This is a genomic window from Streptococcus sp. 23.2 (assembly GCF_016648665.1).
In the GTDB taxonomy this organism is placed as follows: Bacteria; Bacillota; Bacilli; order Lactobacillales; family Streptococcaceae; genus Streptococcus; species Streptococcus salivarius_E.
Genome location: NZ_JACLQJ010000001.1, coordinates 132,708 through 158,300, shown reverse-complemented (window position 1 = coordinate 158,300; position 25,593 = coordinate 132,708). Strand labels below are relative to the sequence as shown.

The 25,593-nt window shown below is 41.2% G+C and carries 26 protein-coding genes; 5 read left to right on the top strand and 21 right to left on the bottom strand.

Annotated elements, in window-relative coordinates; all coding sequences use genetic code 11:
• Positions 1 to 59: 59 nt before the first annotated feature.
• The 3 genes from pflA to H7T98_RS00770 form a co-directional block, all read right to left on the bottom strand.
• A complete protein-coding gene (gene pflA / locus H7T98_RS00780) occupies positions 60 to 860 on the bottom strand; it encodes a pyruvate formate-lyase-activating protein (RefSeq protein ID WP_021143691.1) in 801 nt (266 codons plus the stop codon).
• Between the two features lie 186 nt (positions 861 to 1,046).
• Positions 1,047 to 1,787: an LPXTG cell wall anchor domain-containing protein gene (locus H7T98_RS00775; RefSeq protein ID WP_037602472.1), complete on the bottom strand. Its 741-nt coding sequence runs from the start codon at positions 1,785 to 1,787 to the stop codon at positions 1,047 to 1,049.
• A gap of 353 nt (positions 1,788 to 2,140) precedes the next feature.
• Positions 2,141 to 3,472: a hemolysin family protein gene (locus H7T98_RS00770; RefSeq protein WP_013991098.1), complete on the bottom strand. Its 1,332-nt coding sequence runs from the start codon at positions 3,470 to 3,472 to the stop codon at positions 2,141 to 2,143.
• A 109-nt stretch (positions 3,473 to 3,581) separates the two neighbouring features.
• Between H7T98_RS00770 and H7T98_RS00765 the strand changes: the two genes are divergently transcribed.
• The gene (locus H7T98_RS00765) at positions 3,582 to 4,364 is read left to right on the top strand and encodes an ABC transporter ATP-binding protein (protein WP_175057281.1); all 783 of its coding nucleotides are present in this window, start codon (positions 3,582 to 3,584) and stop codon (positions 4,362 to 4,364) included.
• 183 nt (positions 4,365 to 4,547) lie between these two features.
• Here H7T98_RS00765 and H7T98_RS00760 read toward each other — a convergent pair whose 3' ends face one another.
• The 14 genes from H7T98_RS00760 to dinB all read right to left on the bottom strand — a co-directional run bounded on the left by H7T98_RS00760 (position 4,548) and on the right by dinB (position 17,156).
• Positions 4,548 to 6,614: a cation:proton antiporter gene (locus H7T98_RS00760; protein WP_037602478.1), complete on the bottom strand. Its 2,067-nt coding sequence runs from the start codon at positions 6,612 to 6,614 to the stop codon at positions 4,548 to 4,550.
• Between the two features lie 8 nt (positions 6,615 to 6,622).
• Positions 6,623 to 6,865 (bottom strand): hypothetical protein, encoded by a 243-nt coding sequence (locus H7T98_RS00755; RefSeq protein ID WP_002891697.1) that lies wholly within the window; start codon positions 6,863 to 6,865, stop codon positions 6,623 to 6,625.
• Complete coding sequence (locus H7T98_RS00750; RefSeq protein ID WP_060971649.1) at positions 6,862 to 7,410, bottom strand: tRNA (mnm(5)s(2)U34)-methyltransferase; 549 nt, start codon at positions 7,408 to 7,410, stop codon at positions 6,862 to 6,864. Before H7T98_RS00750 ends, H7T98_RS00755 begins: the two co-directional genes overlap by 4 nt.
• A complete protein-coding gene (locus tag H7T98_RS00745) occupies positions 7,407 to 8,351 on the bottom strand; it encodes a TIGR01212 family radical SAM protein (RefSeq protein ID WP_060971650.1) in 945 nt (314 codons plus the stop codon). Before H7T98_RS00745 ends, H7T98_RS00750 begins: the two co-directional genes overlap by 4 nt.
• 85 nt (positions 8,352 to 8,436) lie before the next feature.
• The gene (locus H7T98_RS00740) at positions 8,437 to 9,513 is read right to left on the bottom strand and encodes a SepM family pheromone-processing serine protease (protein ID WP_037598428.1); all 1,077 of its coding nucleotides are present in this window, start codon (positions 9,511 to 9,513) and stop codon (positions 8,437 to 8,439) included.
• Positions 9,491 to 9,988: a pantetheine-phosphate adenylyltransferase gene (gene coaD / locus H7T98_RS00735; protein ID WP_073949696.1), complete on the bottom strand. Its 498-nt coding sequence runs from the start codon at positions 9,986 to 9,988 to the stop codon at positions 9,491 to 9,493. Before coaD ends, H7T98_RS00740 begins: the two co-directional genes overlap by 23 nt.
• A 32-nt stretch (positions 9,989 to 10,020) precedes the next feature.
• A complete protein-coding gene (gene rsmD, locus H7T98_RS00730) occupies positions 10,021 to 10,617 on the bottom strand; it encodes a 16S rRNA (guanine(966)-N(2))-methyltransferase RsmD (RefSeq protein WP_311636324.1) in 597 nt (198 codons plus the stop codon).
• Between the two features lie 93 nt (positions 10,618 to 10,710).
• Positions 10,711 to 11,664 (bottom strand): thioredoxin-disulfide reductase, encoded by a 954-nt coding sequence (gene trxB, locus H7T98_RS00725; protein WP_311636323.1) that lies wholly within the window; start codon positions 11,662 to 11,664, stop codon positions 10,711 to 10,713.
• Between the two features lie 32 nt (positions 11,665 to 11,696).
• Entirely contained in the window at positions 11,697 to 11,921 is a 225-nt protein-coding gene (locus H7T98_RS00720; protein WP_002884393.1) for a DUF4059 family protein, read from the bottom strand.
• 211 nt (positions 11,922 to 12,132) lie between these two features.
• Positions 12,133 to 12,876 (bottom strand): amino acid ABC transporter ATP-binding protein, encoded by a 744-nt coding sequence (locus tag H7T98_RS00715; RefSeq protein WP_002891704.1) that lies wholly within the window; start codon positions 12,874 to 12,876, stop codon positions 12,133 to 12,135.
• Complete coding sequence (locus tag H7T98_RS00710) at positions 12,876 to 13,622, bottom strand: amino acid ABC transporter permease (protein WP_195187891.1); 747 nt, start codon at positions 13,620 to 13,622, stop codon at positions 12,876 to 12,878. Before H7T98_RS00710 ends, H7T98_RS00715 begins: the two co-directional genes overlap by 1 nt.
• Before the next feature lie 387 nt (positions 13,623 to 14,009).
• Positions 14,010 to 14,840, bottom strand: a complete 831-nt coding sequence (locus H7T98_RS00705) for a transporter substrate-binding domain-containing protein (RefSeq protein ID WP_201061027.1) — start codon at positions 14,838 to 14,840, stop codon at positions 14,010 to 14,012.
• Between the two features lie 215 nt (positions 14,841 to 15,055).
• Positions 15,056 to 15,946, bottom strand: coding sequence for a peptidase (locus H7T98_RS00700; RefSeq protein WP_201061025.1), 891 nt, complete (start codon positions 15,944 to 15,946; stop codon positions 15,056 to 15,058).
• A gap of 100 nt (positions 15,947 to 16,046) precedes the next feature.
• Complete coding sequence (gene dinB / locus H7T98_RS00695; protein WP_060971655.1) at positions 16,047 to 17,156, bottom strand: DNA polymerase IV; 1,110 nt, start codon at positions 17,154 to 17,156, stop codon at positions 16,047 to 16,049.
• Positions 17,157 to 17,423: 267 nt separating this feature from the next.
• On the opposite strand from dinB, the gene pflB reads away from it, so the two are divergent.
• From pflB to H7T98_RS00680, 3 genes are all read left to right on the top strand, one after another.
• Complete coding sequence (gene pflB / locus H7T98_RS00690) at positions 17,424 to 19,736, top strand: formate C-acetyltransferase (protein WP_022495898.1); 2,313 nt, start codon at positions 17,424 to 17,426, stop codon at positions 19,734 to 19,736.
• A gap of 260 nt (positions 19,737 to 19,996) precedes the next feature.
• On the top strand, positions 19,997 to 20,779 hold the full coding sequence (locus tag H7T98_RS00685; protein WP_145516610.1) for a carbonic anhydrase: 783 nt from the start codon (positions 19,997 to 19,999) through the stop codon (positions 20,777 to 20,779).
• A gap of 85 nt (positions 20,780 to 20,864) precedes the next feature.
• Positions 20,865 to 21,317, top strand: a complete 453-nt coding sequence (locus H7T98_RS00680) for a GNAT family N-acetyltransferase (RefSeq protein WP_073688431.1) — start codon at positions 20,865 to 20,867, stop codon at positions 21,315 to 21,317.
• A gap of 16 nt (positions 21,318 to 21,333) precedes the next feature.
• On the opposite strand, the gene H7T98_RS00675 is transcribed toward H7T98_RS00680, so the two are convergent.
• The 3 genes from H7T98_RS00675 to H7T98_RS00665 are packed head-to-tail and all read right to left on the bottom strand — an operon-like array spanning position 21,334 to position 23,694.
• Complete coding sequence (locus H7T98_RS00675) at positions 21,334 to 22,008, bottom strand: hypothetical protein (protein ID WP_201061023.1); 675 nt, start codon at positions 22,006 to 22,008, stop codon at positions 21,334 to 21,336.
• Positions 21,992 to 22,939 carry a serine hydrolase domain-containing protein gene (locus H7T98_RS00670; protein WP_201061022.1) on the bottom strand — a complete coding sequence of 316 codons (948 nt, stop codon included), beginning with the start codon at positions 22,937 to 22,939 and terminating at the stop codon, positions 21,992 to 21,994. The genes H7T98_RS00675 and H7T98_RS00670 overlap by 17 nt, the downstream gene beginning before the upstream one ends.
• Positions 22,939 to 23,694 carry a CppA family protein gene (locus tag H7T98_RS00665; RefSeq protein ID WP_022495893.1) on the bottom strand — a complete coding sequence of 252 codons (756 nt, stop codon included), beginning with the start codon at positions 23,692 to 23,694 and terminating at the stop codon, positions 22,939 to 22,941. The genes H7T98_RS00670 and H7T98_RS00665 overlap by 1 nt, the downstream gene beginning before the upstream one ends.
• A 173-nt stretch (positions 23,695 to 23,867) precedes the next feature.
• Between H7T98_RS00665 and H7T98_RS00660 the strand changes: the two genes are divergently transcribed.
• Complete coding sequence (locus tag H7T98_RS00660; RefSeq protein WP_201061020.1) at positions 23,868 to 24,539, top strand: CPBP family intramembrane glutamic endopeptidase; 672 nt, start codon at positions 23,868 to 23,870, stop codon at positions 24,537 to 24,539.
• Between the two features lie 88 nt (positions 24,540 to 24,627).
• Here H7T98_RS00660 and gla read toward each other — a convergent pair whose 3' ends face one another.
• Positions 24,628 to 25,494 (bottom strand): aquaglyceroporin Gla, encoded by an 867-nt coding sequence (gla, locus tag H7T98_RS00655; RefSeq protein WP_037602504.1) that lies wholly within the window; start codon positions 25,492 to 25,494, stop codon positions 24,628 to 24,630.
• Positions 25,495 to 25,593: the final 99 nt, after the last annotated feature.

The following is a 25,593-nucleotide window of genomic DNA, read 5'->3' as shown; positions in this document are numbered from 1 at the left end:
CTCTTTATTGCTCCCTAAATAATAGCAAAGTTAAAAAGCTCTTGTCAAGAGCTTCTTTTTCAATCCAAGGTTTTAACACCGATACGATTTTTATACTCTTGATACGTTTCAGTGTGCATGAGAGCTTTGGCATTTTTAACCCGATCTGCCGTTGGTGGTTTGACCCCTTCCAAAGGATATGGAATACCGAGCTCACGCCATTTGAACTCACCCATTGTATGATAGGGAAGAATTTCAAATTTATCGACATTTTTCAAGGTTTTTACAAACTCACCAAGCTTAACCAAGTGTTCGTCAAAGTCTGTCAAACCAGGTACCAAAACATGGCGAATCCAGACTGGAACTTGTTTATCAGACAGATATTGAGCAAATTCCAAAATATTTTTATTAGGTTGACGGGTCACAAACTTGTGTTGTTCAGGATCAATCTCTTTGATGTCAAGTAGGACCAAGTCAGTAACAGCCAAAAGTTTGTCAACAACTTCATGATACTCAGGAGTATTGCGGTAAGCAAACCCACAAGTATCAAGCGTACAATGAATCCCTAGCTTCTTAGCCTCTGTAAAGAGGGCAGTGACAAAATCAATCTGAAGCATGGCCTCACCACCTGATACAGTGATACCACCATGCTCACCCCAGAAATGACGGAAACGAAGAGCCTCATCTAAGACATCTTCAACTGTACGTTCAACAGCCTTATTTGACTCCATAGCCCAAGTATCTGGGTTATGACAATATTGGCAACGCATCTTACAGCCTTGCATGAAAACAATAAAACGGATACCAGGACCATCTACGGATCCAAAACTTTCGGTTGAATGAACAAGTCCAGTCACCTGACTGTAATCAATTTCTGCCATGGCAGCCTCCTTGAAAACGCTTTTTACATGTTTTTATTATACCTCTTTTATCAGAAACATGCTCCATATCTGCCTGAATTCAGGCAAAGGTTATACTATAATACATCTGAAATTAAGGAATATCTATACTATACCAGAAGAAAAACAAAAAAACTGGAAAAATCCAGTCTTTTATCATCTATATTACTAGGCACGTTTCTTAAGCCCCAAAAAGGCTGCAGCAGCAAGGAAGAATGTTCCTACCATTGTCAAGATTACTGTTGATGCTTCACCAGTCTTAGGAAGTGTAACTTCCTTACCTTTAGCATCTTTACCAGTCAATGTACCGTCAGCGTTCACTTTGAATCCTACTGTTTCAGGAGCAACAACACTTGTTGTACCATCAGTGTTAGCGATAACAATTTGGCTATTTTGTGTAGACACAATTGTTTGGCCAGCTGCAGTGATAACTGGAGCTGTCGGTGTTACAGTAACAACAGGTTGTCCATTAACATTCACTGCTGGAGTTTCAGGGTTTTGAGGTGCTTCGCTTGTCCCTTTATCAGTTGCTGAAGCTGGGTCTTCCGGCTTATCGGCTGGTTTCTCAGTTGGTTTATCAGCTGGTTTTGTAGATGAATCAGCTGTTGGAGCCGGTGTCGCAGGTGTTTCTGGAGTTGCTGGTGTTGTTGGTTCAGCTGGTACTTCAGGAACTGTAGGTGTTGGTGTTGTTGGCGTTGCCGCACCTGTGTTTGAATCATTGCTACGAGCCAAGTCTCCATCACTTGGGGCTGTTGAAGGACCAGTTACTGCACGATCTGTCGTTGGTTGTGTAAGAACAGCATCATTTGTCGCAATACCATCGTCCGCAAAAGAAGTTACTGGTACAAAAGCTCCTAGGGTAAGGGTGAGTAAAAGCAAGCTACTATATATAGATTTTTTAGAAGCCATCAAGATTCTCCTTTTTTCATTTATCAGTTAATTTATATTCTACCATAAAAAAGTAATAAAAGACTGTTTTAATTAAAATCTTATTTATTTTTATTCTAAATCTATCAATACGCTGAAAAATGTTAGATTATCTTCAAAATTATGGTTGTTTTCCTGACAAAGTCCGGCAGTTTTGATAGGTAAAAAAGGCTTTATGACGTGTTTTATAGACGTTTTCTAATCTTATTATTTTGATAAGATGATATTCCAAGATAGATAAGAAAAAGCACTTTCACTCATAATGAGAGAAAGTGCCTAATTAGTAGATAGTCGCTTTTGAGTTCCAACATTTTCTAATAAAAACGTGGAAAAAACTATTCTTCTGCTTCTTCTGGAGCGGCTGTGATGATTACCTTAAGTTTGGTTACACGACCATCCTTAACCTTATCATTGATAAATTCGAGGTGTTTGTCCTTGTTGATAACTGAATAGTGTTCCTTGACTTCTTGAGTTGGGATGGCCCCCACACCAGTCAAATAATAACCTGCGATAGTATCAACGTCATCACTCTCAAGTTCTGTATCAAAATGTTCATTGAAGTCGTTAAGAGTCATAGCTCCTTCGACAATATAAGTATTCTCACCAATTTCACGAACTTCCACACTAGTTTTATCTGTTTCGTCGTCAATCTCACCAACGATTTCTTCCAAAAGGTCCTCGAAGGTAACAAGACCAGCAACGCCACCGTATTCATCAAGCAAGATAGCCATCTGATTATTGGTGTTACGAAAGGCCGCCAAGAGATCATCTACGAAGATAGTCTCTGGAACAAAGAGAGGTTCGTTCATGATTCGACGAAGTTTGATATTTTCAAAACCAAGTTCAAAACCTGCTTTTAGAAGGTTTTTAGTATGAATGACACCGATAATCTTATCCTTGTCATCCTCGTAAACAGGGATACGAGAGAAACTTTCCTTGAGAATAGCTTGGATATTTTCTTGAGTATTGTCTTCAATATCAATCATGAAGGCATCTGTACGAGGGACCATAACCTCACGTGCCATCAATTCATCAAGAGAGAAAATCCCCTGGAGCATTTCAATTTCTTCAGCCTCAAGTGTATCTTCACTCTTGGCCAACATGTACTCAATCTCATCCCGAGTCATCTGCTCATCCGCATCATCAAAGGTCATAGGCGTCAAATGAGACACAAGATTTGTCGATGCTGAAAGAATCCAAACAAAGGGACTAACAATCTTACCAGTAACAATAATAACTGGTGCTGAGTAGATGGCTAGATTTTCCTTGAGGTTCATAGCAATACGTTTAGGATAAAGTTCCCCAAAAACAATCGAGATATAGGTCAAGACAACTAAAGAAATCATACTACCTGCTGTCTTAGCCCAGGCTGCATGACCAAACCAAGTCGCTATCACTGCACCTAGTGAAGCGGAGAGACTAGCCCCTTGTAAGAGACTGATAAAGGTAATACCAACTTGAATGGTTGATAAGAAGTTATTTGGATTTTCAAGAACCTTGAGCAGGCGAATAAATTTCTTGTCGCCTTCTTCAGCCTTTTGTTCCACACGTGAACGGTTTAGTGATACTAAAGCCATCTCTGATGCTGAGAAAAAGGCCGTAAGCAAGGTTAAAATTAGTAATAAAATAGATTGAAATAATAAGGACTGACCACTGGAGTCTTCCATTTTTTCTTCTCCTCTAAAAAAATTCTGACTTCCATTATATCACAATTTCCCAATACAGGTTCCTATTTTATGCTATAATTAGAGTAATTTATCATCGAAGGAGAGACTCATGTCACTTATACGCTTAGAAAATGTCAGCTTGGCCCGCCAAGGAAAAACACTTTTGTCTGACCTTAACTGGACAGTTGAAAAAGGACAAACCTGGGCTATCCTGGGACTTAACGGTGCTGGAAAATCAACCCTCCTACGTTTGTTGACAGCTGAATTCTTCCCTTCTGAGGGAAAGGCTGAGATACTAGGCTACACCTTTGGGAATGGAGACATCACAGGTCTTCGTCAACATATCGGTATCGTCAGCTCCTTCATCACTGAGCGTTTGCCTAAGCATATGACTGCTGAAAAAATCGTCCTTACTGGTAAATACAAGAGCTCAATCCTCTACAAGGCATATGGGGATAAGGAGTTGCAAGAAGCCAAGGACATGCTGACCTCACTTGGTGCTGGAGATTTGATAGGTCGTAAATACCATGGCCTGTCTCAAGGAGAAAAACAAATTTGTTTGATTGCTCGCAGTCTCATGGAAGATCCTGACATCATTATCCTTGACGAAGCGACTGTTGGCTTGGACCTATTTGCCCGCGAAAAACTTTTACGTCAGATTGACCGTATCACCTCGCTTCCTCACGCACCACTGGTACTTTACGTCACCCACCATGCTGAAGAGATTACTGAAAAGATGGACCACATTCTCCTACTCCGTCAGGGAAGAATCGTGGCACAAGGACCAAAAAATGATATCATCACACCAGAAGTTTTAGCTGACTTCTACCAAAATCCTGTTCAAATTATTCCAATTGATAACCATCGTTTTTACATTAACCCTCTTCTATAAAAATCACTCAAAGAAACAAGTCCCCCAGATAATGTCTAGGGGACTTGTTCTTTTATCACTACTCCTCTTTTATTTTCGATACGCCATACAAAATTAAGGCTGGAACGACAAGCTGTTCTATAAAAATATATGAACAAGAAGCCAAAATTTTTCTTGGCTTCTTTTTGTGATAACATTCATTGCTTAAGCTCGACCTCGAGCCAGATTAATCATATCATAGGTTAACGTGTTGCTAGTTTCTTTGAGAGAGTAATCCTCCAAAGTATTGACTTCCTTACGAAGCTGCTTGGCATAACGGCTAGAAATAAGTTCAGCCTGCTCGTACTCGTTGATAACCTTACGTTCCAAATAGTAGCCACGCAACATTTCATCAATATTGTCTGGATGAAGATGGGTGATAACCCGCTCAACAAAGGCACCTGATTGAATAATCTCAGCCTCTTGAAGGCGACTGCGTTTCAGATAAGACAAGAGATCTGAATGATAAACACCTTCCAGATTACTCAGGGCTTCCAAAATCTGCTCAGTATTTGTCAAATAGAGCTCAGTCATATGGTCGCGGTTTTCTTCCGTCAACCTAGGACCTCTTCTCGTTTCATCCTGATCAATATGAAACTTGAAAGTAAGAGCTAAGTGTAACAATCTACGAAGGCCACGCACAAAGACAGCTAGGGCGTAAGAAAGGCTAGAGACAAAACCACGGTTGATACGACGTTCCAAGCCCTTGATATAACGTTGGTAGAGATTGTATTCGAGTTCTGAAATCTTACCCTTCTTGTAGGCATATTCCAGACCCTCACTCTCAATTTCCATAATCATTACTCGGATATTGGCCAACTCTTCTTTGACATCATTTGATTCCTGCTCCAAGATTAAATCTTCCAAGCGTTGATTGTAGTTGTCAATAGTAGCATAGACAGCCCCTTGATTGGTAGACTGTTTTAGATCTTTTTCCAACTCATCGACCACATCATTGAGAATGGCAATCTGCATATAATGGTTGGTCGTGTGCGCTGGTCCAGTCGCTAGCTTAGGTAGGACTAAAATCCCTGTTAAGAAGCTCAGCAAGGTCACACCCGCTACCGTAAAAAGCAAAAGACTATGTTCCAGAGCAGTCATATTGGCAACTGGAAGCAAAAGGATGGTTGCAATGGAAACCGTTCCTTTAACACCTGAAAAGGTTAACAGAGTAGCACCCTTCCAGATTTTTTTTAGTGATCGTTTGGCCCTCCAAGCTCTTTGAGCAAATACTGCACTAATCATAACAAAACGAATACCAAACATGGTCGCTGTTAGAAGGATGATAGCAAGAAGCATCCAGAGATTATCGTAAGTACTGCTACGCAGTACTGGGGCTGCTAGGGTTGGAAGTTCTGTTCCCAAGAGGAAAAAGACCATGCCATTAAGCATGAAGGTAATGGTTCCCCAAATCGTATGAGAAACACTATCCAACTTAGCATCAAAAACGGTGATTTTTTTGAAACGACTGGCAAGCGAAATCCCTGCTACGACAACAGCAATAATTCCAGAAGCATGAATTTCCTCGGCTACAAAGTAAGAGGAAATCGGTAGTACCAACTCTAGTAAGAGAGCACCTGTGACATCAGCAGCATCCATATTGTCCAAAATGGTTAAAAAGAGACGATTAAATAAGGCTGTAATCAAGCCAACTAAAAAACCACCAAGCACAGAAATAACCAAATTCCAGCTCGCCCCAAGGAGAGAGAAGGTACCTGTGGTCAATGCAGTCACCGCCACCTGAAAGGCGACCAAGCCAGAGGCGTCGTTCAGAAGACCTTCCCCCTGCAAAATGTAGCTAATCCACTTTGGAAAACTGAAACGTTTAGAAATAGCTGAATAGGCCACCAAATCCGTTGGCCCAAGAGCCGCCCCAATAGCTAGGCAGGCAGACAAAGGCACTGAGGCAGGCAAGACAGCCTTAGCAAGATAACCGATTCCCAGTGTAGACACGAAGATGACTGGAAAAATCAAAAATAGAATGAGCTTCCAGTTACGTAAAATACTGGTAATATCACTTTCTTCACCCTCACGAAACAGCAAGGGAGCAATAATGAAAGCTAGAAAAAGTTCCGTTTCAAGCTCGAAAGCACGTCCCTTAAAAAGAAAACCGATACCCACTCCAAAAATAATTTGAATCAAGGGTAAGGGAAGACGTGGAAAGATACGATTGATAACGTTCGATAAAATCAAGCTAAAAAGAAGAACAAGCAAAGCTAACGATAGATGCATAGCTCCTCCTACCCTTCCTTATGACAACAGTTTGAGAATAGTTCTTTTTGCTTACTAATTTTTTTATCAATGGCAGTGACATCTTCCTTGGCTAAAAGTTTATGGCAACGTTCGACCTCAAGACTAGCTAACTTTTTCTTGATCTTAGCCGTTTTACGATTATCAACCTTTTTCAAAGTACCCTCGGCACTCTGCTTATCAATATATTTGGCCTGCATATCTGCAAGTTTTTCTTTAATATCTGTAATCATTGTAATTTCTCCAACATCACCAAAAATGGTGGGGTATTAATTTGATTAAGGGGTTGGTAAAGCATGACTGTGAAAACACGCTGGTCCAAACCGATAACGTACTCAAGCACAGCATCCTTCTCCATATCACCACCATCATGACCGTAGTAAATCATAATAGCCAAGCGCCCACCAACTTCTAAGCGGTCAAGGATTTTCTCAATGGCCTCAAGAGTCGTATGGGGCTTAGTGATGACACTTTTGTCTGCAGATGGCAGGTAGCCCAGATTGAAAATAGCTACTCGAATAGGTTCCGTGACATAATGGTCCAGATTTTCGTGACCATCTAAAATGAGTTCCGCATTTTCAATTCCCAGGTCTGACAAGCGTTGACTGGTCTTTTCAAGCGCCTGCTCCTGCACGTCAAAAGCATAGACCTTCTTGGCAAGGCCAGCCAGAAAGGCTGTATCATTGCCATTTCCCATGGTCGCATCGATAGCTACACTCTCATCGTCCAGCACTTCTGCTAGAAAGTCATGAGACAGATGAATGGGACGCTTAATCATGCTTTTTCCTCCTTGTCGCTAACTACTTTACACCCTTGCCATGAGTCACGACGTTCCATCTCTTTGTCAATGGCATTAAGGACTTCCCACTTGTTGAGACTCCACATAGGACCAATCAACATATCTCGCGGCGCATCACCAGTAATCCGATGAATGACGATATCCTTAGGGATGATTTCCAACTGGTCACAGATGATTGACACATACTCTTCCTGGCTCAGCAATTTGAGACGCCCCTCGTGGTAATCTCTTTGCATACGCGTATTGGTCATCAGGTGGAGGAGGTGGAGTTTGATTCCCTGAATGTCATTGTCCGTCACACAGCGGCGAACATTTTCCACCATCATCTCGTGGGTTTCCCCTGGCAATCCATTAATCAAGTGCGATACAATTTCAGCCTTTGGTGCACGCTCACGCAGACGCTTCACGGTCTCCACGTAGAGTTCATAGCTGTGTGCTCGGTTAATGAGTTCTGACGTTTCTTCATAAGTCGTCTGCAAACCAAGTTCAACAGTCACATGCATACGTTCTGTGAGTTCTGCCAGATAATCAATCACATCATCTGGCAAACAGTCTGGGCGAGTCCCGATATTGATGCCAACAACACCAGGCTCATTGATAGCCTGTTCGTAGCGTTCCTTGATAACCTCAAGCGGAGCGTGGGTATTGGTAAAATTTTGAAAATAAACCAGATATTTCTGAACTTCTGGCCACTTGCGGTGCATAAAGTCAATCTCATGGTAAAACTGCTCACGAATCGGCGCCTCAGGAGCTACAATGGCGTCCCCAGACCCCGATACCGTACAAAAGGTACAGCCACCGTGAGCCACTGTGCCATCACGGTTGGGACAATCAAAGCCCGCATCTATAGGAAGTTTGAAAATCTTTTCGCCAAAAATTTCACGATAGTAATCATTGACTGTTCTATAACGTTTTTTCATAAAGACTATTATAACACTTTGACCTTAAAAAGAGAGTAAGACTAGGACAAAAATCATGGATTTCTGCCTGTCCTACTCTCTCTTCTTACTTAGTCTTTTTCAAATAATCAATGGCTTCTTGAGCTGTTTTAACAGGAACGATTTTCATCTTGGTCCCCAGTTTCTTGGCAGCTTCCTTGGCCTCTTGATAGTTAGTCTTGGCATCCGGATCAGCCTTTTTCATTTCCTTAGTTACTGGATTATTTGGCACGAAGAAAATATCTGCGCCACTATCAGCCGCTGATTTCACCTTGAGGTAGGCCCCACCGATATCACCGACAGCCCCATCCTTTTCAATAGTACCTGTTCCAGCAATTTTACGGCCAGCCTTGAGGTCTTGACCAGACACCTGATCGTAAATAGCCAAAGTAAACATAAGCCCCGCACTTGGTCCACCAACACCATCAAGTTTAAACTTCACGTTTTCAGGACTCTTGACCTCAGTATGATCCGTCAAACCAATACCGATACCATTTTTACCATTAGCAATCTTAATGATCTTACCAGTGGCAGTCTTTTCTTTGTCCTCTGTCGTATAAGTGACCTTGACTTTTGAACCCAACTTAAGTCCTTGGACGTATTTAATCAAGTCAGTAGAATTATCAAAGGTCTTGCCATTGACAGCTGTCACCGTATCCGCAATATTAAGGACACCCTTGAAACTAGAGTCATCAGCCACCTGAAGCACATAAACACCCATATACTCCAAGCTAGCCTCCTTACCAGCCAGAGTCAAGCCCTGATAAATCGCCTGGTTTTGGGAAGTCTCCATGTAGAATTGATTGATACGCATGAAATCTTCATCAGAGTAATTTCCAGTCGCCTCTTCAGCTGTTTGAAGCTTTGCAAAATCATTAAGCTGAGCATAGAGCATGAGGGCCAAGGTCGCCTTGGTTTGAGCCACCGCCACAAAATTGTAGGATCCTTTTGAATCATCAGCTTTCTTATCTACAGTCAAAACTTCCTTAGTATCAAAAGCCCCACCCGGAAGCTCAACATAATAATTATTTAGCGGGAAAAAGAGGGAAAAGAGGAGGAAAAGTACCGTAAAAATACTTAATAACCACCACTTAATCCGCCAAATTTTCCCTAATAGTGATTTAGATTCGTTCTTGTTTGCCACGCTTGGCCTCCACTTCCTTAACAACTGCTTGCGGAACATAAGAACTAATGTCCCCTTCAAAATAAATCAACTCACGCACACGACTCGATGACACTGGTGTCACCTCATGACTAGCAATCAAATAAACCGTTTCAAGCTCAGGCGCCAGCCCCTTATTGAAATAATCCATATTAGCCTCATAGTCAAAATCTGTCGCATTGCGAAGACCTCTAACCAGATAAGTCACCCCAAGATCTCTGGCAACATCTACAGCCAGACTATCGTGAGCCGTTATAACCTTGACATTGGGAAAATCTGCTACAACCTCTTCCAAGATACGCTTGCGAGTCTCAATGTCCCAGAAGCCCTGCTTATTTTTATTATAAAATAGTCCAATATAGAGCTCATCAAAGAGCTTGCTGGCTCTGGCAATGATATCCACATGCCCATTGGTAATTGGATCAAAAGACCCCGTAAACATAGCAATCTTTGTCATAGCATTCCTTTCTACAACTTCCCTATCAAAGGCTAACGCACGTAAACGGTCACCTTACTGATACCATAGGTTTTCTGCTTCCAAATCCCAAAGTTTGAAATTTCTTCAGGTAATTCCACAGCCTTATCTGTCTCGCAAACCAACATAACCTCCTCAGCCAAGAGTCCTTGCTCCTCTAACTGAGTAATATTGGCCACAATCTGCTCTTTGGCATAAGGCGGATCTAAAAGCACCAAGTCAAATTGACCTGTCAATTGTGTCAATGCACGCGCTGCATCCATCTTCAAAAGTTGAAACTGCTTCTCACTCTTGGTCATCTTGATATTTTCCTGAATAACAGCCTGTGCCCGACGATCCTTTTCCACGAGGACAGCAGACGACATACCACGACTGATAGCCTCAATAGCCAGACTACCACTCCCAGAAAAGAGATCCAGAACACGCCCCCCATCAAAGAAAGGACCAATCATATTGAAAATGGCACCCTTGACCTTGTCCGTTGTTGGACGAGTCGTTTTGCCTTCTAACGTTTTAAGCGGACGCCCGCCAAAATCACCTGCTACAACACGCAAGTTGGTCACCTCGTTTTTACTGATTTTTAGTAAGACTTTTCTATTATAACAAAAAATTACACATAAATGTTGCCACAAAGAAATCTAGTCATGCTAAATACCTACAAGACCACACAAAAAACTCGAGAAGCTCCCGAGTTTTCATTTATTTTACTTATCACCAAGTGCAGTCACGTAGTTGTAGGCTTCGATACCAGCTGTGGCACCATCCCCTACGGCTGTTGTAATTTGGCGAAGGTCTTTCTGGCGGACATCCCCAATGGCAAAGATACCAGGAATACGTGTCGCCATCTTATCATCTGTAATTACCCAACCATCTTGGTCAGTGGTGTCAAGACCTGTCAAGTAATCTGAAACTGGATCAAGTCCCACATAAACAAAGACACCGCCAAATTCGTGGTTAGTCACCTCACCAGTTTTGACATTCTTGATATCAACACTGCGAACCTTGATATCATCACCCTTGATTTCTTCAACGACTGAATCCCAGATAAACTTGACCTTTTCATTGGCGAAGGCACGGTCTTGAAGAACCTTTTGTGCACGCAATTCATCACGACGGTGAACAATGGTCACGCTATTGGCAAAGCGTGTCAAATAAATTCCTTCTTCAACGGCAGAGTCACCACCACCAACGACCAGGAGGTCTTGATTACGGAAGAAAGCCCCATCACACACCGCACAGTAAGAAACACCACGACTGTTGTACTCTTCTTCACCAGCAACACCGATGTGGCGGTGTTTGGCACCCGTCGCAATGATAACAGTCTTGGTTTGGTACTCCTCATCACCAGTTTTGACAACTTTATAGTCACCCTTGTCTTCAATACCAGACACGATACCGTAAAGATTTTCAACGCCCAATTTTTCCAAGGGTTCAAACATCTTCATTGACAATTCTGGACCAGAGATACTTTCAAAACCAGGGTAATTTTCAATATCAGACGTGTTATTCATCTGTCCACCAGGAGCACCTTGCTCCAAAGTTGCCACTTTAAGGTTGGCACGAGCTGCATAAAGTGCTGCAGTCATCCCCGCAGGACCAGCTCCAATAACAATTGTATCGTACATGAGTAACTCCTTATATGATTTTCTTGTAGAGATATCTTACACCTAATGTGCCAACAAAGCTAGAATTATGCATTCAGCACGATAAGAATCGCCATAAAAGCAAATGCCAAAACTGGAATCGAAACCATCGACATCATAATAGCATCATAGAGAGCACCTTGACGCTCCTTAACAGTTTTGTCTGCACGACGTAAGGCACGCCATCCAAGCCAAATGGCACCAATCACCAAGCACACAAAGAAAGCAATCACAAGGCCTAAGAGATAAAATTTAAAAATATTTAATAACATAAATCATCCTAAAGTGAGAAATAGAAAAGGCTGAGATAACATTCTCCAACCTCTAAATTCGACTAGTAATAACTGCACGATGCAGCCTCTGATTGGACTATAGTCGCCTTTGAAACATTCAAAAGTTCCTAATCATCCTTGTGGGATTTTGACTATGGACTAAACTGTAGTCCTATCCCACTACCTTTTCTATTGTAACAAAAATCCCATCTTAAAGATATTGTTTTGAATAAGAAGCGAAAAATTCTTTTGTTCGTTCTTCTTTTGGATGGTTAAAGATTTCATCGGGTGTTCCTTGTTCAAGGATATGACCTTTTTCAAGGAAAAGCACCTTGTCAGCCACTTGATAAACAAAGTTCATGTCGTGACTAACCAAAATCATGGTTTGACCTGACTTAGCCGCATCAGCTATTGATTTTTCAACCTCACCAACCAACTCAGGGTCAAGGGCAGATGTTGGTTCGTCAAGCAAGAGCACATCAGGCTTCATTGCAAGGGCACGAGCCAAGGCCACACGTTGCTTTTGACCACCCGACAAGTGACGTGGGTAGTGATTTTCACGATTAGAAAGCCCAACCTTAGCGAGCTCTTCTTTAGCAATCTTGGTAGCTTCGTCGTCAGAAAGTTTCTTAACAATCTTAAGACCTTCCTTAACATTATCCAAGGCTGTACGACGTTCAAAGAGGTTGAACTGTTGGAACACCATGGACAACTTACGACGAAGAGTAAGGATTTGCTCTTTGGTAATTGTTTCGAAATCTACCTTGAAATCATCAATGGTAATGGTACCAGAATCAGGTTGTTCCAAATAGTTTAAGCTACGAAGGATTGTTGACTTACCTGCACCAGAGGCACCAACAAGAGCTACAACTTCACCCTTTTCAATGTCAATATCAATGCCATCAAGAACCTTTTGTCCTGAAAATTCTTTGGTCAAATTTTTGATACTAATCATTAGCGGTCACCTCCAATGCCAGAAATGTCAGTCGCTTCAGGAGCCTTAATGGCCATGCGATTTTCAACTGAACGACCAATGTACTCAATCAAGATTGAGATTGCCCAGTATACAAGGGCAACTGAGATATAACGTTCAAAGTAACGGTAGTCGGCACCACCCAAGATTTGAGCCTGTGCATACATTTCGACGATACCTGCACTAAAGGCAAGTGATGTTCCCTTAGTCAAACCAATCAAACTGTTAATCAAACTTGGAGTCGCAATAACCGCCGCATTTGGAATGATGACACGACGGTAAACTTGTGCTGATGTCATCCCAAGAGAACGGGCAGCTTCGATTTCCCCAGCGTCAACGGCCTGAATCGCTGCACGGATGGTCTCACTCATGTAAGCTGCTTCATTAAAGGCAAAGGCTGTAATAGCGAAGATAGCTGGTGGAATCTCATTAATGTTCCAATCTAAGCCGAACTCACCATTCAAGTAACGAAGGAAGAGTGGAATACCATAGTAAGTCAACATGAGTTGTACAAGGATTGGTGTCCCACGCAAGAAGCTCACAAAAACGGCTTGAATTGGATAAAGGATACGTACTCGATTGATTTTAACAACCGCAAAGACAAGGGCCAAAATCAAACCGAAGAAGGCACCTGCAATAGTCAATCCCAAAGTTAAAGGCAAGCGTTCCACAATCTTAGGAACAGCATCGAAGACAGCCTTCCATGAGAAGAGCTTACCAGCTGGCATCCAAGATGAAATCCATTTGAAGACAACCGCAACCAGTTGCAAAACATAGCCCCAAAGGATTTCCACTAGCCATGATAAGGGAATGGCTAAAGCAACAGCTACTGCCAAACCAACCAAGCCAAGAATAACTTGGAGATACCAAGGTGACCGATTAAATGCTTCTATACTCTTTTTCACAATGTCGCCCTTTCTTTCTAAAAAAGTCGGTTAGCCTAGTGCTAACCGTTCAAATATCTTATCATAAATTTTATAATATTCATTTTAGCACGACTCAGAAAGTCTGTGAAATAGTCTTTTCTTATCAAAGTGATAAGGAAATCATATCACTGATAATTCAGCTTTATTAACGTCAAAAAGCTGAGACAGCAGTCTCAACTTTTAACCGTATTATTTCAAATCACTGACGTAATCGCCACCGAAGTAATCCTTGCTGAGTTTGGCAAGGGTTCCATCCCTCTTAAGCTCTTTGATACGTTTATTGACAAAAGTCTTGAGTTCCTTACCTTGCTTATCATTTGAGAAAAGAAGATATTCAAGACCATCAGTCTTCATACCGATATCGTCTTTAATCTTGTTTACTGCCAACTTATAGCCTTGATCTTTGACAATGTACTCAGACGAAATGGCATCATAAAGGATAAAGTCAATTTTTCCTTCTTGAATGTGTTGAACACGTGTTGAAAGACCAGTTGAGCTAGAAGCGTAGTTGATTGTAATTGGTGTCTTGTCCGCATTGGCATGGTTCCAATTTTCAAGCAATTGAGCATAGTTAGAGCCAGGAAGTACTTCTGTCGTCTTACCAGACAAATCGTCTAGGCTGGTATACTTGGTCCCCTCAGCACTAGTGATGGCGTAGTTAGAACGTGAAATCGGATCTGAGAAACCATATTTCTGAGCACGTTCTTCATTGTAGTTGAAGTCATTAGCCGCAATCTGATAACGTCCAGAATCTACCCCTGTCAAGATGGAATCAAAAGGTGTCGTCACAAACTTGACCTCATACTTGTCTGAATCCTTGAAAATAGCCTTGACCAAATCAATATCATACCCCTTGAAGTCGTCACCTTTTTTGAAAGTGAAAGGCGCCGTATCAGAGTCTGTCGCAACAGTAATCGTCTGCTTCTCACCAGATGCCTTACCGTCACTCTTGTTTCCACAAGCAGCCAAAGTCAGAACTGACAAGCCAAGAATTCCTAAACCTGCAAGCCATTTTTTCATATCTATATTCCTCGAAACTTTCATTAATAGTTAGTGATAACAGTTTACCATCTTCATCCCAACTCGTCTAATAATAAAAAACTAAGTGGTGATAGAAAATGGTTATAGGGGTATGGGTAGAAATAACAAGATAGAAAAGAGTTGCCACTTATGTGACAACTCTTTTCGTCCAAAACAGCTTTCCGTACATGTTTAACATCAAATCCAATAAAACACTACTTATCCTTATCTGATGACTTACTGCTTGAGTCGCTACTATCTTCAGGTTGATAGTCTGACAAATTCTTATGGATACGTTCGGCGTAAACGGCTCTGCTTCCTGATTCGTCATGGTCGACCAAGGCTTCGGCAAGCTCTTTATAATCTTCTACAGAAATAGTCCAGTTTCCACCATCATCTTTGGTAAGCTTGAAGGTCTTTTCCAGATTATCAGCACCTGTCAAAGGTGTATAGGACATTTCTTTATCAACGTCCTTAAATTGCGTCAAATCACCGTTAAAGTTTTCACCATAAAGGAATTTCGTTGTGAGATCTTTGGCCTTACCTTTTTCCACATCGTTGTTATCAGCTTGATTCCATTGCTTCAACTTGTCAATGTCGTTATCATAGAGACTCATAAGGAGAGTACGAACAGCAGCTGCAGCACCATAGGCACTAACAGAGCGTGAAGTAAAGGTAACTGTCGCTTCATTTCCTTTAACTTTGACATCTTTCAGCTTATAGTCCTGAATCTTACCAATCATATTACGACGGACCTTGAGGAACTTAGAAAGCACTTGGGTTGGTGTCTTAGCATCATAACCTTCAATGTATTTAAACGTATACTTGTCTTCCGGTGTATACCCCTTTTCTTCGATAGTATCTGCAACTTGTTTTTCAAAGACTTTCGTTTCAGTCCAGGCTTCGTAATTTTCACCGTAGAGTTTTGAAAAACCGTTACTAGATTTTCCAAGCATAGTATCAATTAAAACTGTCGCATCAGCCTTGGCACGTTCTGTCGGAGTTGGTGTCGCTTTTTTCTTCTCAGCTGGCTTATTGGAAGCACAAGCTACGAGAAGCAAGCAAGCTGCCAGAATCAGTCCTAAATAGGTAAGAACTTTTTTCATTAAGATTATTCCCTCATTTCTTTTAGTTACTATTTAAGATAGCATAGGTCTGATGATTCTTCAAGGTCACTTTCCAAAAGAAAAAATCAAAACTCTACTATTATAATGACTCCAAATCATCTAGGTCCAATTGCCTGCCTTCTTGATCTTCCAGACCCGTCAGCGTCACACCGAGCAGGCGAACACCACTACTATTTTCCTCCAGTTGGTCAAAAATGGTATGGGCAGTCCTTTCGATGGCCTCAAAACCCTGGGTTGATTTGTCCAAGGTCATACGCTTGGTTAAGGTCGAAAAATCCGAATAACGGACCTTAATGACAACGATTCGACCAACTTTTTTATTTTTCTGGGCACTTTCAGCCACCCGTCTAGCATTCTTTGTCAACTCAGCCTTGATATCATCTTCATTATAAAGAAGCTTGCCATAGGTTCGCTCACTTCCGATAGATTTACGGACACGATTGGGCCTGACAGGACTATTGGAAATCCCTCTAGCCTTACGAAAGAGATCAAATCCGAAGCGTCCAAAACGATCAATCAGCGTCATCTCAGGAATCTTCAGAAGATCGGCACCGGTGTATATTTCCATGTCGTGAAGACGTTCAACTGACTTTTTACCTACTCCATGAAACTTTTCAATAGGGAGCTTTTCCAAAAATTCCTGAGCCTCCTCTGGAAGCACCACCGTCAAACCAGCAGGCTTTTGAAAATCAGAAGCTAGTTTGGCGATAAATTTATTGTAGGAAACGCCTGCTGAACAAGTCAGGTGAAGTTCCTGCCAGATGTCATACTGGATAAGTTTGGCTACCTTAACCGCGGATTTGATACCAAGTTTATTTATCGTCACATCAAGATAGGCTTCGTCGATAGACATGGGCTCTACCAAGTCGGTATAGCGTTTAAAAATCTCACGAATCTGCATTCCTACCTCTCTGTAATGACTATAATTTCCTGAGATAAAGACAGCATTAGGACAACGTTCATAGGCTTCCTTAGAAGACATGGCTGAATGGACACCATATTTTCTAGCCTCGTAATTACAGGTTGATACCACACCACGTCCCCCTGTTTTTCTAGGATCGTGACCGATAATAACCGGCTTGTCTTTTAGACTGGGGTCATCCCTCATCTCGACCTGAGCAAAAAAGGCGTCCATGTCAATATGGATGATTTTCCGACTGGTATCATTTATTAGAGGAAACTCTAACATGGCTCCCTGCCTCCTTTCTCAGATTTATCTCATTGTAAAGCTTTTCACATAAAACTTTGGGACTACAAAGCATTCTCCCCTTATGATACCAAAATCTACCAAAAAACAGAAATTTATAATACAGATTTCTCATTTTCAAAACTGTATTATAAAAGAATGTCTCTAAAAACACAGTTTTAAAGTTGTGTAAGCGGTTACTGTGTGATAGAATACTTCTAGAGAATGTAACAGATGATTTTGTTACTAGAATTATAGGAGATCCAAACTATGGCAACGGTTAAAACTAACACAGATGTTTTTGAAAAAGCGTGGGAAGGCTTTAAAGGAACTGACTGGAAAGAAAAAGCTAGCGTTTCACGTTTCGTTCAAGCAAACTACACACCTTATGATGGTGACGAAAGCTTCCTTGCAGGACCAACTGAACGCTCTCTAAAAATTAAAAAAATTGTAGATGAAACTAAAGCTGGCTATGAAGCTGAAGGACGCTTCCCAATGGATACTCGTCCAACTTCAATCGCTGACATTGACGCAGGATACATTTCAAAAGAAGATGAACTTATCTATGGTATCCAAAATGATGAGCTCTTCAAATTGAACTTCATGCCTAAAGGTGGTATCCGTATGGCGGAAACTGCTTTGAAAGAACACGGTTATGAACCAGATCCAGCTGTACACGAAATTTTCACAAAATACGTAACTACAGTTAACGATGGTATCTTCCGTGCTTACACTTCAAACATCCGTCGTGCACGTCACGCTCACACAGTTACTGGTCTTCCAGATGCATACTCACGTGGACGTATCATCGGGGTTTATGCTCGTCTTGCCCTTTACGGTGCTGACTACTTGATGCAAGAAAAAGTTAACGACTGGAATGCTATCAAAGAAATCGACGAAGAAACAATCCGTCTTCGTGAAGAAGTTAACCTTCAATATCAAGCACTTCAAGACGTTGTTCGCCTTGGTGACCTTTACGGTGTAGATGTTCGTCGCCCAGCCTTCGATACTAAAGAAGCTATCCAATGGACAAACATCGCCTTCATGGCAGTATGTCGTGTGATCAACGGTGCCGCTACATCTCTTGGACGTGTGCCAATCGTTCTTGATATCTATGCAGAACGTGACCTTGCTCGTGGTACTTACACTGAATCAGAAATCCAAGAATTCGTTGATGATTTCGTTATGAAACTTCGTACAGTTAAGTTTGCTCGTACAAAAGCTTACGACCAATTGTACTCAGGTGACCCAACATTCATCACAACTTCTATGGCTGGTATGGGTGCTGACGGACGTCACCGTGTTACTAAGATGGACTACCGTTTCTTGAACACTCTTGACAATATCGGTAACTCTCCAGAACCAAACTTGACAGTTCTTTGGACTGACAAATTGCCTTACTCATTCCGTCGCTACTGTATGCACATGAGCCACAAACACTCTTCTATCCAATACGAAGGTGTGACTACTATGGCTAAAGACGGATACGGTGAAATGAGCTGTATCTCATGTTGTGTATCACCACTTGACCCAGAAAACGAAGAACAACGCCACAACATCCAATACTTCGGTGCTCGTGTTAACGTACTTAAAGCCCTTCTTACTGGTTTGAACGGTGGTTACGATGATGTTCATAAAGACTACAAAGTATTTGACATCGATCCAATCCGTGATGAAGTTCTTGACTTTGACACTGTTAAAGCTAACTTCGAAAAATCTCTTGACTGGTTGACTGACACTTACGTAGATGCCCTTAACATCATCCACTACATGACTGATAAGTACAACTACGAAGCTGTTCAAATGGCCTTCTTGCCAACTAAACAACGTGCTAACATGGGATTCGGTATCTGTGGTTTCGCAAATACTGTTGATACATTGTCAGCAATCAAATACGCTACAGTTAAACCAATCCGTGACGAAGATGGCTACATCTACGACTACGAAACAATCGGTGAATACCCACGTTGGGGTGAAGATGACCCACGTTCAAACGAATTGGCAGAATGGTTGATTGAAGCTTACACTACTCGTCTTCGTAGCCACAAACTTTACAAAGACGCAGAAGCTACTGTATCACTTTTGACAATCACATCTAACGTTGCTTACTCTAAACAAACTGGTAACTCACCAGTCCACAAAGGTGTATACCTCAACGAAGATGGTTCAGTGAACTTGTCTAAATTGGAATTCTTCTCACCAGGTGCTAACCCATCTAACAAAGCTAAAGGTGGATGGTTGCAAAACTTGAACTCACTTGCAAGCCTTGACTTCGGTTATGCAGCTGACGGTATCTCACTTACTACTCAAGTATCACCTCGTGCCCTTGGTAAGACTCACGACGAACAAGTTGATAACCTCGTAACTATCCTCGACGGATACTTCGAAAATGGTGGACAACACGTTAACTTGAACGTAATGGACTTGTCAGACGTTTACGAAAAGATCATGAGCGGTGAAGATGTTATCGTACGTATCTCTGGATACTGTGTAAACACTAAGTACCTCACTCCAGAACAAAAAACTGAATTGACACAACGTGTCTTCCACGAAGTTCTTTCAATGGACGACGCTTTGGGATAAAAACGAATAAAGAGCTCGCAATAGCGAGTTCTTTTCTTTTTGTAAAACACTTATTTTCATTATATTTTTCTAAATCTACTATAATTTATATTTGACTTTTTCTCAGATTAGCTATAAAATAAAAGCGTTTCCGTTTGGTTTCTCCAAACACTTCACTCTCAGAAGCACCTCAGAGAAATGACACTCTATCACTGTCTAACTGCTAGTTTACAAATAACAGGTCAACTAGTATGACAATAAAATAAAAGAGTACAAGAAAGATGAATAAGAAAAGTTTTAAGCTAATTGGATTAGTAGCTCTCGTAGCAAGTACAGTCCTACTCGTAGCCTGCCAATCCGAGACCAAAACCGAAAACTCAAAGTCCAAGGACGTTCAATGGGGTTATACTGGCTCTACTGGTCCAGACCATTGGGGGGACCTTTCGAAAGATTATGAACTCAGCAAAAATGGTAAAGAACAATCTCCAATCAATATCACCGGAGCTGAGGATGTTGATCTTCCTGAACTAAACCTTAATAATCAAGAATCAGAAGCTCAAGTTGAAAATAACGGGCATACTATTGAAGTCAGCTTTAAAAATCCAAAGAATACCCTAACGATTGGTAACGAAGTTTACAAGTTGCAACAGTTCCATTTTCACGCACCAGCTGAGAATGAAATTGATGGTCAGACTTATCCTCTAGAGGGACACTTCGTCTATAAGACAGATAATGGGAAAATCACAGTTATCTCAGTTCTCTATAATTATGGCGATGAAAATCAAGCCTTAAAACAAATCTGGGACAAAATGCCTCAGGCGGCCAATACTGAAACTGAGCTTTCTCAGGCCATCTCACTTGATGATTTCTATCCTGAAGACAAGGACTACTACAACTTTGAAGGTTCCCTAACAACACCTCCATGTACTGAAGGTGTTAACTGGATTGTCTTCAAGAATCAAGAAACTGTCAGCAAGGAACAAGTGGAGAAATTCACTCAAACCCTTGGATTTGAAAATAACCGTCCTATCCAAGATACAAACGGTCGAAAGATAAAAGAATAAAACAAGATAAAGAGCTTGATGATAACTCCTCTCATCAAGCTTTTTTTCGTTGACGATATACTAGAATCTTTGTTACACTGGTTCTATGATTATCAAACATACAAGAGATACACTTTCAGAGACTTATCTAGATGCTGTGGCTATTCGGAACACCGTTTTCGTTAAAGGCCAAGGAGTTCCTCACTCTATCGAGATTGACGCAAATGAAGCCTACTGTATTCACTTTGTTTTATACGATGATAAAGACAAGGCTGCAGCAACCGTACGCCTACTGCCTAATAAAGATTTGACTCAGCTTACCCTCCAACGTATGGCGGTGCTCGAGGCCTACCAAGGTCAAGGTCTGGGAAGCATTCTCTTGAAAGAAGCTGAAGATTTTGCACAAGAGCAAGGCTTCCAGACTATTTCTCTCCATGCTCAACTCGGGGCACTTAAGTTCTACCTCAATAATGGCTATCAGGAAGTCGGTAAAATCTTTGAAGAGGCTGGTATCCAACATATTACTGTTGAAAAATCATTACTAAGTAAAAAAGCTTAAGCAGTAGGTCAACTGCTTAAGCTTCTTCTTTTGTCGCAAATATAGGATAGCCATGCTCGACAGCAAGAACTGATACATATTCTCTTTTCTTTAATATCTCTACGATCTTTTTCCAGTATTTCTGCCCTTTAAAAAGAAGGACAAACACTCCCATGCAGACCAAAAAACCAAGAAATTGTTTATATTCAGAAGATGACAGTTTTGATTCTAGTTTTAGGAGCTCAAACAGTCCTCTCAATAGAACTGTAAAGGTAATCATTATAAGGCTAAGTCCACTAAAGTATCCTAAACATATAAGCAAATACCCTATTTGAAGCTTCTTGGAACGCTTCTTGTAGAGTAACTTATAGTCCTGACTGTACTTTTCAAATACAGGAAAGTGAATATCAAATCCTCTCCTCATATGAATAACTTTTAAGTTGGGTTGGGCACGATAACCAAGGCAATGAAGCAATTTGTATAGTATCTCTCTTATCAAGATATAAGAAGAAGCGATTATAGGGACTACTATACAAGAAAATACAAGAACACCTAAATAGAAGGAATCTTTATCAAATGCCAACAAGTCGACCATCACACCAAAAAACATACCACAGACAAAGAGACTACTCCCGTTAAGCACACAAAAGAGGAGACTCAAAAACCAAGGGACAAGTTTGCTTTCCTTAGAATGTCTACTCGAACGTTTCACGAATCAGCTCCTTTTTCATTATCTCAATTAAAACATCTCTGTCTTTAATCCATTGAGCTCTCTCATCCTTGTAGTAAGTACGATTACTGAGGAAAATAGCTGCACGTTGAGCTGGGATATTGATAAGCACAAAGGTACCTGTATAACCAGTATGAAGAATCCAATCGCCTTGGAGGTCCCAAGCGACACTACGTTCCTTATTGGATTGGCTGATATTCTGCGTCATATTTTTAGCAAAATCATCCCTCAAATAATGGTTAACAAAGATTTCCAAGTCCTTTAGGGTTGAAAAGAGGCCTGCTGAACCTGTATGCTCTTTGAGCACTCGAGCCTTGGGATCGTGAACAGTTCCTCCCGGAATTCCCTCAACAGTTGGAACAGCAACCTCAACTGGCCCAAACCGTGTTTCAGTCATACCAAAAGGTTGAAAAATTTCGCTGTCAAAGAGCTTATCCAGTGTTTGTCCAGAGACTTTCTCAAGCATCAAGCCTAGGAGAATAAAATTAATATCGGTATACAAGAAAGGTTTATCAGACTTAACTTTGATGGCATTAATAGCAGAAATCAAGCCAGCTTGGTCTAACTCATCACGGTTTGGAATAAAAGGATCAATGCCGCTACTGTGAGAAAGAAGCTGACGAAGGGTTAGCGTCTTATCCACTACTGCAGGATAATAGGTCGATAGTTTCTCGTCCAAGTCCAATTTTCCCGCCTGCAAGTAGAAAAGACAGAGGGTCCCTACTCCTACCACCTTGGAAACACTAGCTAGATCATAGGTCAGTCCTGGAACTACCGGAATATTTCCATCCTGAGTTCCTAGATAATGCTCCTGCCAATCTTGTCCGTCATAAAGTGCAAGGCTGGCACCCGGGAAGATGTCAGCCTTGATGTAGTCTGTAATTGTTGACAATGTTTGTTTAAAATTAGTCATTATTTTGTTAGCCAAACCTCAATATTACTCATATCAGTCAGTGCAAGTAGGCTTTCTTTAGTATCTAGATAACTTGAGAACTGTTCCTTTTCAAGTTTCTCATGCAAGGCAACCAAGTCGTAGTCTTCAGCTACCTTAAATTCTAGAATTTCCAAATCCCAAGTCTGGTCTGGACTCACTTGGAGGTCAGGACCTTCTGCTTTCTCAAAGTGGATAGACAAAGGCAATTCTTCGCCAAAAAGATTGTCGTAAAAGAAAGCTGCTTGAGCTGTATCAACAACGTTCAAGGTCAAAGACTCGACCGTAAAGTCTGACACTCCTTTGAAATCTTCTTTTTCTTCAACATCTGCGTATTCAACTGTCTTGAGAGTAGACAAGTCATCTTCGGCATGCATCAAAATAAGACCATTCTCAGGTGAGATTGTTTCAAAAGCATACCCTTTTTCCCCTTGGAAAATAGCCTTGGCTTGGTGATCATCACGCGCCAAAAGGTACTCAATCTCAAGTGGATCTGAAACCTTGATAACCACTTTATTAATTTTCTTAGGGCCTTCAACCGCACGGCAACGGTAAGCTGGTGACTCCTCAATCACAAAAAGTGAGTTACGGTCTGTCCAATCTGTGAAGACCGCAAGGGCATTTTCCTCAGTCAAAAGCTTAAATCCTAATGTATTTTGGTAAAAATCAATATTTTCTTGTCTGTTATTCACACGAAAGATTGGTGTGTGAAACTTAAAATTCCCTGATTGCGTCATGACAACCTCCATTCTTTTCTATTTTATCCGAAAAGAGCCTGTGTGACAAGGATTTTCCTAAGAAAAAACAGGATTGTAATTTTTTCACATTCTTTCACATAAATTATGAAAATCATTATATTATATTTACCTTAGGACTAGCTATTTCCTCATTTTAGAGTATAATAGAGACTATGAAAACTCTCGTCAATCATTTGGCGTTTAGACATACCTATCAGGGATTCTTTTTACTGCTGATGATAGCTATCCCAAACCTGGCTTTAGGTATGACAACGTCATATAACAATCAGACTGGGTTGACCTTCACTAGCCTTGAAAGCTGGGGAATTATCGCTGTCAATCTCATTATTTTTTATATTACCTATCTTTGGGCTAAAAATGAAGGTTTGGTTACTCACTTTAGACTAGACCGAAAGGATACTAAAGCTATTATCTGGGGCTTTGTGCTTATTTTTCTGATGGGGGTTATTGGGAGCAATCTTATGCTACTGACTCACACCAACTACCATGCAGAACTTCAAAGAACTCTTACGACAACGCCTATCCTACCAGTAGCCATTGGCATGATGACCACAGCCTTCTTACAAGAGCTACTCTTTCGCAAGTGGATTTTCTCTTGGCTGGCTCCTTATTCGACAGTTGCTGTTTTAGTGAGTACCGGTCTCTTTTGCCTATTCCATATGCCTACCAACCTTGCCCACCTCCTCCTTTATATCGGAATGGGATTAGCCCTCTCTATGGTCTACCAAAAAAGAGAGAACTTATCTACAAGTATCTCACTTCATGTCCTATGGAATCTTTTCACCTTAGGTGCTACAATCCTAGTCATAACTACTCCTATGTAACTGAGAAAACTTTCTCAGTTTTTTTGCTACTTTCAAAATTTTTAGCGTAAAAAAATCTGAAGCTTGAACTTCAGATTTTTTGTATTGATTAAAGGTAGAGGGCTTTGAACAAGTATACAGCCAAAATTCCTGCAAGGATTGGAGCTACAACTGGAACCCAAGCATACCACCATTTAGAATCACCTTTGTGCTCACCAAGAACTGATGTTGGCAAGATGTGGTGAAGAAGACGTGGCATCAAGTCACGGGCTGGGTTAAGGGCTGGTCCTGTAGGTCCACCAAATGATAGAACCAAGGCACAAACCAAGAAACCAACACCGATGTGAGCTACAGCAAGAGATCCATTCGCCATTTGGCCTGTTACAGCTTCTTTATCATACCCATATTGGACTGCTTGTGAGACCAATTTGTGACCAAAGTAGTTGTTAGTCAAGGCAAGGGCACCAAAGAAGAGAAGGAATGAACCTGCAAACTCATTGGCAAAACCGTTAGCCCATGCACGATTACGATTTTCTGGAGTATCATCATGATCGTCAACTGCTGAGATCGTTGAGAAAGTACCAAGAATATTGTTTGGATTCTCAGTCTGTACATAGTAAGGTTGGTGAACCCAAACCACGATAGCTTGACCTACAAAGGCACCAAGAAGCTGTGCAATAAGGTATCCAGGAACGCCTACCCATGAGAACAAGCCAGAAGCAGCAAGTCCAAGTGTGAAAGCAGGGTTGATGTGGTTACCAGAAACATCACCAAACATAAGGGCTGGCATCATAACACCAAAACCATAACCAAAGGCGATAACAATCCAACCAGATTTGTTACCTTTTGTTCCCTTAAGCTCAACGTTGGCAACAGCACCATTACCAAGGGCTACAAGAAAAGCAGTCGCGATAAACTCAGTGAGGTATTTCAAAACCCATTCACTGGTGAACGCTTCTTTTAGAAAATCATTCATTTGTCTCTTTATTTCCTTTCGATTTTACAATAATTTAGACATCTATCATTTTATCAAGTATAATGTCTGATGTAAAGATATTTCTGAAATGTTTACGTA

Excerpts from the sequence above, each read along its gene's own strand:
- pflA (WP_021143691.1), bottom strand. The coding sequence starts at position 860 with ATGGCAGAAATTGATTACAGTCAGGTGACTGGACTTGTTCATTCAACC.
- H7T98_RS00775 (WP_037602472.1), bottom strand. The coding sequence starts at position 1,787 with ATGGCTTCTAAAAAATCTATATATAGTAGCTTGCTTTTACTCACCCTT.
- H7T98_RS00770 (WP_013991098.1), bottom strand. The coding sequence starts at position 3,472 with ATGGAAGACTCCAGTGGTCAGTCCTTATTATTTCAATCTATTTTATTA.
- H7T98_RS00765 (WP_175057281.1), top strand. The coding sequence starts at position 3,582 with ATGTCACTTATACGCTTAGAAAATGTCAGCTTGGCCCGCCAAGGAAAA.
- H7T98_RS00760 (WP_037602478.1), bottom strand. The coding sequence starts at position 6,614 with ATGCATCTATCGTTAGCTTTGCTTGTTCTTCTTTTTAGCTTGATTTTA.
- H7T98_RS00755 (WP_002891697.1), bottom strand. The coding sequence starts at position 6,865 with ATGATTACAGATATTAAAGAAAAACTTGCAGATATGCAGGCCAAATAT.
- H7T98_RS00750 (WP_060971649.1), bottom strand. The coding sequence starts at position 7,410 with ATGATTAAGCGTCCCATTCATCTGTCTCATGACTTTCTAGCAGAAGTG.
- H7T98_RS00745 (WP_060971650.1), bottom strand. The coding sequence starts at position 8,351 with ATGAAAAAACGTTATAGAACAGTCAATGATTACTATCGTGAAATTTTT.
- coaD (WP_073949696.1), bottom strand. The coding sequence starts at position 9,988 with ATGACAAAGATTGCTATGTTTACGGGGTCTTTTGATCCAATTACCAAT.
- H7T98_RS00720 (WP_002884393.1), bottom strand. The coding sequence starts at position 11,921 with ATGTTATTAAATATTTTTAAATTTTATCTCTTAGGCCTTGTGATTGCT.
- H7T98_RS00715 (WP_002891704.1), bottom strand. The coding sequence starts at position 12,876 with ATGATTAGTATCAAAAATTTGACCAAAGAATTTTCAGGACAAAAGGTT.
- H7T98_RS00710 (WP_195187891.1), bottom strand. The coding sequence starts at position 13,622 with ATGCCAGCTGGTAAGCTCTTCTCATGGAAGGCTGTCTTCGATGCTGTT.
- H7T98_RS00705 (WP_201061027.1), bottom strand. The coding sequence starts at position 14,840 with ATGAAAAAATGGCTTGCAGGTTTAGGAATTCTTGGCTTGTCAGTTCTG.
- H7T98_RS00700 (WP_201061025.1), bottom strand. The coding sequence starts at position 15,946 with ATGAAAAAAGTTCTTACCTATTTAGGACTGATTCTGGCAGCTTGCTTG.
- dinB (WP_060971655.1), bottom strand. The coding sequence starts at position 17,156 with ATGTTAGAGTTTCCTCTAATAAATGATACCAGTCGGAAAATCATCCAT.
- pflB (WP_022495898.1), top strand. The coding sequence starts at position 17,424 with ATGGCAACGGTTAAAACTAACACAGATGTTTTTGAAAAAGCGTGGGAA.
- H7T98_RS00685 (WP_145516610.1), top strand. The coding sequence starts at position 19,997 with ATGAATAAGAAAAGTTTTAAGCTAATTGGATTAGTAGCTCTCGTAGCA.
- H7T98_RS00680 (WP_073688431.1), top strand. The coding sequence starts at position 20,865 with ATGATTATCAAACATACAAGAGATACACTTTCAGAGACTTATCTAGAT.
- H7T98_RS00670 (WP_201061022.1), bottom strand. The coding sequence starts at position 22,939 with ATGACTAATTTTAAACAAACATTGTCAACAATTACAGACTACATCAAG.
- H7T98_RS00665 (WP_022495893.1), bottom strand. The coding sequence starts at position 23,694 with ATGACGCAATCAGGGAATTTTAAGTTTCACACACCAATCTTTCGTGTG.
- H7T98_RS00660 (WP_201061020.1), top strand. The coding sequence starts at position 23,868 with ATGAAAACTCTCGTCAATCATTTGGCGTTTAGACATACCTATCAGGGA.
- gla (WP_037602504.1), bottom strand. The coding sequence starts at position 25,494 with ATGAATGATTTTCTAAAAGAAGCGTTCACCAGTGAATGGGTTTTGAAA.